The following is a 7,758-nucleotide window of genomic DNA, read 5'->3' on the forward strand; positions in this document are numbered from 1 at the left end:
TCGTCTCCTTTTAGCGTGGGAGGGATTCTAGGGGGTTGGGCGGTTTGACTCCACCTATCACGCTGATAGCACGTATGCCGCGCGATTGAGTCGTCGCCGTCGAGGGGCGGGGCTGCAATGGATGGCAGCAGGTTTTGCTGCGCTATCGCAGCCTGCGGCAGCGACTACAGGTATTTTCCGGGTTGCAGGTTATAGTGCGCACAGTTTTTACAGGGAGATTGACCCGTGCGTATTGCTCTTTTTTTGTCGGCCTGGCTGGTGTGCCTGAGCGCGGTGGCTGCGCCCACTGAGCCAGCGACGCTGGATCGCAGCACATGGCCCGAGCAATTGATCAGCCCGGTGCTGTTTGATGTGGCGTCACGGGCAGAAATTCTGACCTTCGCCCATGCCCTGTTGAGCAGTGAAGCGCTGGACGAACGTGCGCTCAGCCAGCGGCTGGGCTTGAAAATCATCAACATGGACGCGGTTGATACGGTCCGTCAGCGTATGTGGCAGCGTCTGCTGGCCAATTACAACTTCGCCCAGCAAAGCTGCGATCAGGATGCCTCGTTCTGTTATTACGTGGACGGCATGGACAGCTTGCGTGAGCAAGCAGGCAAGTTTGAAATCGCCCCTGACTCGTTCTACGTCGATTGGGCTGAACCGAGTGCCGAGTTTCACCGCAGCTACCTGGATGAGCAGTTGCGCCTTGCTGCGCTGTTCCCGCAAATCGGCAGCGAAATCGAGCTGTTCAGCGACCGTGAGTTCAATGGCGGCGGTATGAATGACCGACTGTTTATGCTGACCTTCGACAGTGGTCCTACTCAGCTGCCAGGCACCACCGATTGGTTGACTGACTATCTGCGCAAGCAATCGGTGAGTGCGACGTTTTTTGTCTTGGGTAACAGCGTTCAGGCGCGGTTGGACAAACAGTCCATGCAGGCACTGCAAGCGCTCTACAAAGGGCAATGCGTAGGAGTACAAGGCTGGGAGTACCGCTCGCATAGCCATTGGACCGACTGGCAAGATTCGATTGTGCGCAGCTCGGCGCTGGTCAAAAAAGTATTGCCCGACAATTACGTGCCTTTATTCCGGCCGCCCTACGGGCATCGCCGCGCCGACAGCGGGGCTTTTTTTGAGGCCCAAGGCATGCAGGTGGCGCTGTGGAACATTGACTCCCAGGACTTGGCCGGCAGCCTGAGTGCTGAACAGTCTGCGCAACGCGTATTGAGCCTGATGCTGTTATGGCGCCACGGCGTGATCAGCTTTCACGACACTCAAAGCAAGGTGCGTAGCGCATTGCCCTGGCTGATGAAAGCCACTGCGCAAAGCGGGCTGGGGTGGCAGGAGTGTTCGGCGCTGGCTCAGCCGTAGCGTCGATAGCCCGCACTGGATCAGGGCGGGCAGTGAAGAGTCTTACAAAAGCCGCAGCGCCAGTTCGCTGCCTGCACGCAGGTATTCGACCTGGGCGGTGATGGCGTCTTTGACGATGGCTTCGCCGGTGTCAGACAGTTTGCCGTTTTTAGCGTCAATGACCGACAGTTGCAGCAGTTGCATGGTCACGTCCATCGACTTTTGAAAGGCCGTCATATTGTTGTGTTGACCAAAGTGTTCGATAACCCTGTCCATACGTTCGTCGGCACTGTCGCGCAGTTGCCTGAACTCGGTAAATGAAACTCTGTCGTCTTTATAGATCTCCAGCAGCATCTGTTCGAGCGTTTTGGAAATAGGGGTCATAGCGTCGTCCTTTTGTATGAGCGCGGTCGGCGTATTGGCGCGTACCCTGTGTTTTTGCAGGGCATGTCACGACACGAATACGGTCATAAATGAAAGTTGTTGCACGGGCCTGTGTCGGCACAACCACCACGGCGTGGCGCATTGCGCACTCTTGGCAGGTGCGAGGTGAAGCTTAGTGCGGGCAAAAGGACGGGGGTGTAGGTCGGATCTTTGCTTGCTGTCGGCGCGGGCCGGTCTTTGGTAGCGAGAATTCAACGCTTTGTTTTGGGGGGGACTGCAAGCTTGCGGTGTGTGTGTTTAATCGGTTTTGATACTTTTTTGTTACAGGTTGATCCCTCAGCCTAGTAGCGGTTTGGCATTGCGCCAAGGGCTGTTCGTCATTCAGAAAAAAATAGTGCCAAACCGCTAAAAAGACTTTTTCTTGTCACACGTTTTGGAGTATTACGAAGACAGACCGCCGAAACCTGCCACACAGGTGGCGTCTTCCAAGACCCATCGGGCAGGGATTCATCTGACATGGGCAGATGAGCCGGCAGTCACATCGAGGCGCAGCACTGTTGCGGTATTGCGTCGAATGGCTCCCACAAAGGTGACCGAGTATGGATGATCACGGACGCACTCCTTCTTCCAACCAGCCAATCCTTTATGTACTCGATACCAATGTTCTGATTCACGATCCAAATGCCATGCTCAACTTCGAGGAACACCACGTCGCAATCCCGATGACGGTGCTTGAAGAACTCGACAAACTCAAAACCGGCAAGCTGTTGGTCGCCGCCGAATGCCGTCAGGCCATTCGTTTGATTGACCAGGTGCTGGGCGTGGCTTCGCCGGAAAACGTTGAAAAGGGCGTGCCCATTCAGCGCGGTAAAAGTGGCCCTAAAGGCTTTTTGTCGATTTTGATGAACAAGCGCCGAGAACCCAACGCGCTGCTGCCCGAAACCCTTAACGACAACATCATCATCAACCAGTTGATTGATTTGCATGCCCGCTCGCCTGAAATTCAGGTGGTGCTGGTGACCAAAGACATCAATATGCGCCTCAAAGCCCGCGCGTGCGGGATCGAGTCCGAGGACTACAGCACCGACCAGTTGGTCGATGATGTGTCGATGCTGTCGCGTGGCTACCACACGATGACCGGTTCCTTCTGGGACCGTGTCAGCAAGGTGGAAACCCGTCAGGGCCACGGCAGTACCTGGCATCAAGTGCAGATGATCGAGAACCTGCCCTCGGTGCATATCAACGAATTCATCATTGATGAACAGGGGTTTGTCGGCTGGATCAAAGAGGTGCGTAAAGACCACCTGCTGATCCTCGACATGCATCAGGAACCGTTGCTGCATCAGGAAGCCTGGGGGCTTAAACCTCGGGATATCTACCAGGGGCTGGCGTTGTATGCCTTGCTCGACCCGGACATTCATCTGGTCAACCTGTCGGGTGCTGCGGGTTCGGGTAAAACCATCCTGGCGCTGGCGGCGGCGATTGAACAAACCATGGTCAGCAAACGTTACCGGCGCATCATTTGTACCCGTAGTGTGCAAGGGCTGGACCAGGAAATCGGCTTCTTGCCCGGCACCGAAGCCGAGAAAATGGAGCCTTGGCTGGGCGCCATCACCGATAACCTCGAAGCGTTGCACATGGAGGATGAAAGCACCCACGGCAGCGTCGACTACATCCTGAGCAAGGTGCCATTGCAGTTCAAATCCCTGAACTACATCCGGGGCCGTAGCTTCCAGCAGAGTTTGATTTTGATCGACGAGTGCCAGAACCTCACGCCGCACCAGATGAAAACCATCATTACCCGTGCGGGGGCGGGCTCCAAAGTCGTGTGTCTGGGCAACCTGGCGCAGATTGATACACCCTACCTGTCAGCCACCAGTTCTGGGTTGACGTACCTGACGGAGCGTTTCAAAGACTTCCCGAACGGTGTTCACATTGCCCTGCAAGGGGTGCCGCGTTCGATACTCGCCGAGTACGCCGAATCGCACCTTTAAACCTGCGTTTACACCTCTGATCCGGGCGGCCTTGAGCCGCCCGTTTTGTGTGTGAGGTCGCAAGCATCAACGGATAGAAGCCTATGGCCATTATGCGCAAGAAGTTGCGCACTCATCTGTGGATAAACCTGTGCATACATTTGTGTAGCTCATAGAGCTATTGGTCTGTAGGCGAGTGCGCAAGAAGTTGCGCAGTACTGCGCAACTTCTTGCGCACTTTGTCGATGTTTCCTACCTGTAAATCAGTCTTCCAGACGCCATGATTGAGTTAACTCTTTGTCCTTAATGGCTTTTCTACGCTGTGGCACGAACCTTGATATGTCTAATCAGTACTTGGGCGGCATTGGGTCGTGCCAAGTCCTTATTTGTCAGCACATTTTCAGCAAGGAGAGCATCCATGGCGACGCCAGCGTATATGTCCATCACGGGCACCAAACAGGGTCTGATCACTGCCGGTGCGTTTACCGCGGACTCAGTGGGCAATACCTATCAGGAAGGTCATGAAGACCAGGTCATGGTTCAGGGCTTCAGCCACGAAGTGATCATTCCTCGTGACCCACAATCCGGCCAGCCGACCGGTCAGCGTGTGCACAAACCGGTAAAAATCACCAAGGTCTTCGACAAGTCCTCGCCGCTGCTGCTGGCTGCGCTGACCTCCGGCGAGCGCCTGACCGAGATCGAAATCCAGTGGTTCCGCACCTCGGCTGCCGGTACCCAAGAGCACTACTTCACCACCAAACTTGAAGACGCGATCATCGTCGACATCAAGGACTACATGCACAATTGCCAGGACCCGTCGAATTCGCACTTCACGCATCTGGAAGACGTGGAATTCACCTACCGCAAAATCACCTGGACCCACGAAGTATCCGGCACATCCGGTTCGGATGACTGGCGTTCGCCTGTCGCGGGCTGAAACTGACCTGCTGCCTGACGGCATCCATCGTTGATCACGGTGGGTGCCGATGAAGCCGTTAAGGTGTTCACCTTGAGGAACAATGGATGTTCAGCCCTGCCAACGAAACGCAATTCACTCTGACCATCAAGGGGCTTGCTCACGATTTGCGTGTGCTTAAGTTTCACGGGCAAGAGACGATCAGCTCACCGTTTGCAATCAAGGTGGAGCTGGTGAGTGAACGCCCGGATCTCGACCTTGATAGCCTGTTGCATCAGCAGGCATTTCTGGCGTTCAACAACAGTGGTAACGGTATTCACGGGCAGATTTATCGTATTGCCCAAGGCGATTCGGGCAAGCGCCTGACCCGTTACAGCCTCACATTGGTGCCCCAACTGGCGTACCTGCGCCATCGCACCAACCAGCGTATTTTTCAGCAGCGCACGGTTGCGCAGATCATTGCCAATATCCTCCAAGAACACGGGATTCATGGCGATGCCTACCAGTTTCAATTGAATTCGACCTACCCGCCCCGTGAGTACTGTGTTCAGTACGACGAGTCGGATTTGCACTTCATTCAGCGGCTGTGCCACGAAGAAGGCATTCACTACCACTTTCAACATTCAGCACAGGCGCACCTGCTGGTGTTCGGCGACGACCAGACGGTCTTCCCTCAGTTGGACACGCCTACGCCCTACGTGCAGGGCAGCGGCATGGTGGCGCAAGAGCCGGTGGTCAAGCATTTCAATGTGCGCCTTGAAACCCGCACCAGCCGTACCACCCGCCGCGATTACGATTTCGAGAAAGCCGGTTTTCGGGTCGAGGCCGCCCATAGCCCGCAAGCGCAGAGTCCGCAGCCCGATCTGGAAGACTACGACTATCCAGGCTTGTTCGTGCAGGGCGAACGTGGCAAACCCTTGACCCAGCGAGCCCTTGAGCGCCATCGCGCCGACTACCGTCAGGGCGAAGGCAAAAGTGATCAGCCGACGTTGGTCTCGGGGCATTTCTTCTCCCTCGCCGAACACCCGCGCAAGGCGTGGAATGCCCTGTGGTTGCTGACCGAAGTCCACCATCAGGGCTATCAGCCGCAAGTGTTGGAAGAGAACATCACCCACGACAGCGACGCGGACCCCGAAGCATTCGAGCAGGGCTATCGCAACCGTTTCGTGGCCACCCCGTGGGATGTGTTTTACCGCCCGCAACAGGCTTACCCCAAGCCCAGGGTACTGGGCAGCCAGACCGCGTTGGTGACCGGGCCTGAGGGGGAAGAAATCTATTGCGATGCTCACGGCCGGATCAAGGTCAAGTTCCATTGGGACCGCGAAGGCAAGGTCGATGACAAGTCCAGCTACTGGCTGCGGGTGGCTTCCAGTTGGGCGGGCAGCAGCCACGGCAGCGTGACGATCCCGCGGGTTGGCATGGAAGTGCTTGTGACCTTTTTGGAGGGTGACCCGGATCAGCCGGTGGTCAGTGGCTGTCTGGCCAATAGCCTCAACCCGGTGCCTTACCCCCTGCCAGCCAACAAGACCCGCAGCGTGTTCCGCAGCCGCAGCTCCCCGCAGAGTACCGGGTTCAATGAACTGCACCTTGAAGACCGTGCCGGTCAGGAGCTGATTTACCTGCGCGCACAGCGTGACATGGAACACAAAGTCGAGCACGACAGCCGCTTGGAGGTCGGTAACGAACGGCATGAAACCATCATGGGCAACAACATCGTGGTGCTTGAGGCCGAAGATCAGCGTACGGTCACTGCCGACCGCAAGGTCGAACTCAAGGCCAATGATTATTTGCAGGTCGCCAGCAGCAGCCACACCCGCGTCGGGCAGACGCTGGTGGCCGAAGCGGGTCAGGAAGTCCATATCAAGGCGGGCGCCAATTTGATTCTCGATGCGGGCGCGAGCATCACCCTTAAAGCGGGCGGCCAACACATCGTCATTGGAGGCGGGGGGATATTCAGCAGCACCCCGATTCAAATCGGTGGCGCACCGGCCAGCGGCACGGCTGCCGCACCGTTGTTGCCCGGTTTGCTCGGGTTATTGGCTGTGCCCTCGTTGCTTGAACAAAAGCACGCTCAGGCAGCTCAACCCCCTGGGCAACCCGAGACGCCACCGCCGCTCAAGCCGGTGTGCAAAGACTGTCTGCTCGCCGCGCAGGCCAAGGCTGATGCGCTGGTGGCACGTTAACGTTTATGTGACGCACACAAAAAACAAGGAAAGGTCATGTTATCGACCGCAAAGGACTGGCTGCATCACTTGATGGATGAGGCGCGCAACGCTGGCCTCAATCACCTGGACTTGCTGCTCAATGGCGCCGTGTTGCCGCACGGGCTGTTAGCGCCCCTGATGGAACAGGTTGCGGCGCCTGAGTGTGCCCGGATGTTCGAGCACACCCTTGAGCACGCATTGGCGCACCAAGGGCCGCTGTTGTTGCGCATTGCATTGGGCAATCAAGCACAGTGTGCAGAGGCAGCGCAGTTGCTCAATGCCGTCCACACGCACTTTTGTGTGCTGGCCCTGACCAGCCGCTGGCCTTTCGAGGCATTGGCGGCGCACCTGCGCGGCGCTACGCAGGCGACCTGGAACAAAGGCGCCAGCAGCGGTGTGCTGCGCTACTACGACACGCGCCTGTTCCGGCATTTTTGCGAGCAGCTCGACCCTCAGCAACTCGGGCAATTCCACGCCCCGGTGAGCCAGTGGTACTGGATCGACCACGACGGCAAACAGGCGTCGCTCTCAGGTTTTGATGCCCGTATTCAGGACCAGAGCGGGTTGACCGGCTTATCCCTGAGCGATGATCAGGTGCAGCACCTGCAAGCCGTGAGCGCAGCCCTTTTATGGCTCAAAAGCCATGAGTGTACGCCGCACGCACATGGCTTCACCTCGCACGAAGGCCTGATCCGCTGCCTGACCGGCATACACCTGGAGGTCAGCCGTCAGCAGTTGCCAAAACACCTGCACGAAGACTTCATCGCCAGTGCGTTGAGTGAACACCCGCCCTTGAGCCTTAGCCCTGGCAACGTTGTTCTGTGAGGTGCGCAGTGTGTGAGGTTGACCGGCGGCTTTGCGTTGCAAAACGGCGAGCAGAAAAAAATGGAGGAGCCGGCCACATGTCCAACATCATGATTCGAGCACTGTGGCTGACGTTGATCAGCGG

The 7,758-nt window shown here is 57.0% G+C and carries 6 protein-coding genes; 5 read left to right on the forward strand and 1 reads right to left on the reverse strand.

Annotated features, from left to right (window positions below; all coding sequences use genetic code 11):
- The first annotated feature begins 225 nt into the window (after positions 1 to 225).
- Positions 226 to 1,353 carry a polysaccharide deacetylase family protein gene (locus tag AP059_RS03750; protein WP_059761894.1) on the forward strand — a complete coding sequence of 376 codons (1,128 nt, stop codon included), beginning with the start codon at positions 226 to 228 and terminating at the stop codon, positions 1,351 to 1,353.
- Between the two features lie 42 nt (positions 1,354 to 1,395).
- Here the strand turns inward: AP059_RS03750 and AP059_RS03755 are convergent, their stop codons facing one another.
- Complete coding sequence (locus tag AP059_RS03755) at positions 1,396 to 1,716, reverse strand: hypothetical protein (RefSeq protein WP_059761893.1); 321 nt, start codon at positions 1,714 to 1,716, stop codon at positions 1,396 to 1,398.
- Between the two features lie 599 nt (positions 1,717 to 2,315).
- Between AP059_RS03755 and AP059_RS03760 the strand changes: the two genes are divergently transcribed.
- From AP059_RS03760 to AP059_RS03775, 4 genes are all read left to right on the forward strand, one after another.
- On the forward strand, positions 2,316 to 3,710 hold the full coding sequence (locus AP059_RS03760; RefSeq protein ID WP_048363238.1) for a PhoH family protein: 1,395 nt from the start codon (positions 2,316 to 2,318) through the stop codon (positions 3,708 to 3,710).
- Between the two features lie 397 nt (positions 3,711 to 4,107).
- Positions 4,108 to 4,626, forward strand: a complete 519-nt coding sequence (locus AP059_RS03765) for an Hcp family type VI secretion system effector (protein WP_047274249.1) — start codon at positions 4,108 to 4,110, stop codon at positions 4,624 to 4,626.
- An 86-nt stretch (positions 4,627 to 4,712) separates the two neighbouring features.
- Positions 4,713 to 6,788, forward strand: a complete 2,076-nt coding sequence (tssI, locus tag AP059_RS03770; protein WP_059761892.1) for a type VI secretion system tip protein VgrG — start codon at positions 4,713 to 4,715, stop codon at positions 6,786 to 6,788.
- A 36-nt stretch (positions 6,789 to 6,824) separates the two neighbouring features.
- Positions 6,825 to 7,634: a DUF4123 domain-containing protein gene (locus AP059_RS03775; protein ID WP_059761891.1), complete on the forward strand. Its 810-nt coding sequence runs from the start codon at positions 6,825 to 6,827 to the stop codon at positions 7,632 to 7,634.
- Positions 7,635 to 7,758 lie beyond the last annotated feature (124 nt).

This window comes from Pseudomonas sp. TAA207 (genome assembly GCF_001529285.1).
In the GTDB taxonomy this organism is placed as follows: Bacteria; Pseudomonadota; Gammaproteobacteria; order Pseudomonadales; family Pseudomonadaceae; genus Aquipseudomonas; species Aquipseudomonas weihenstephanensis.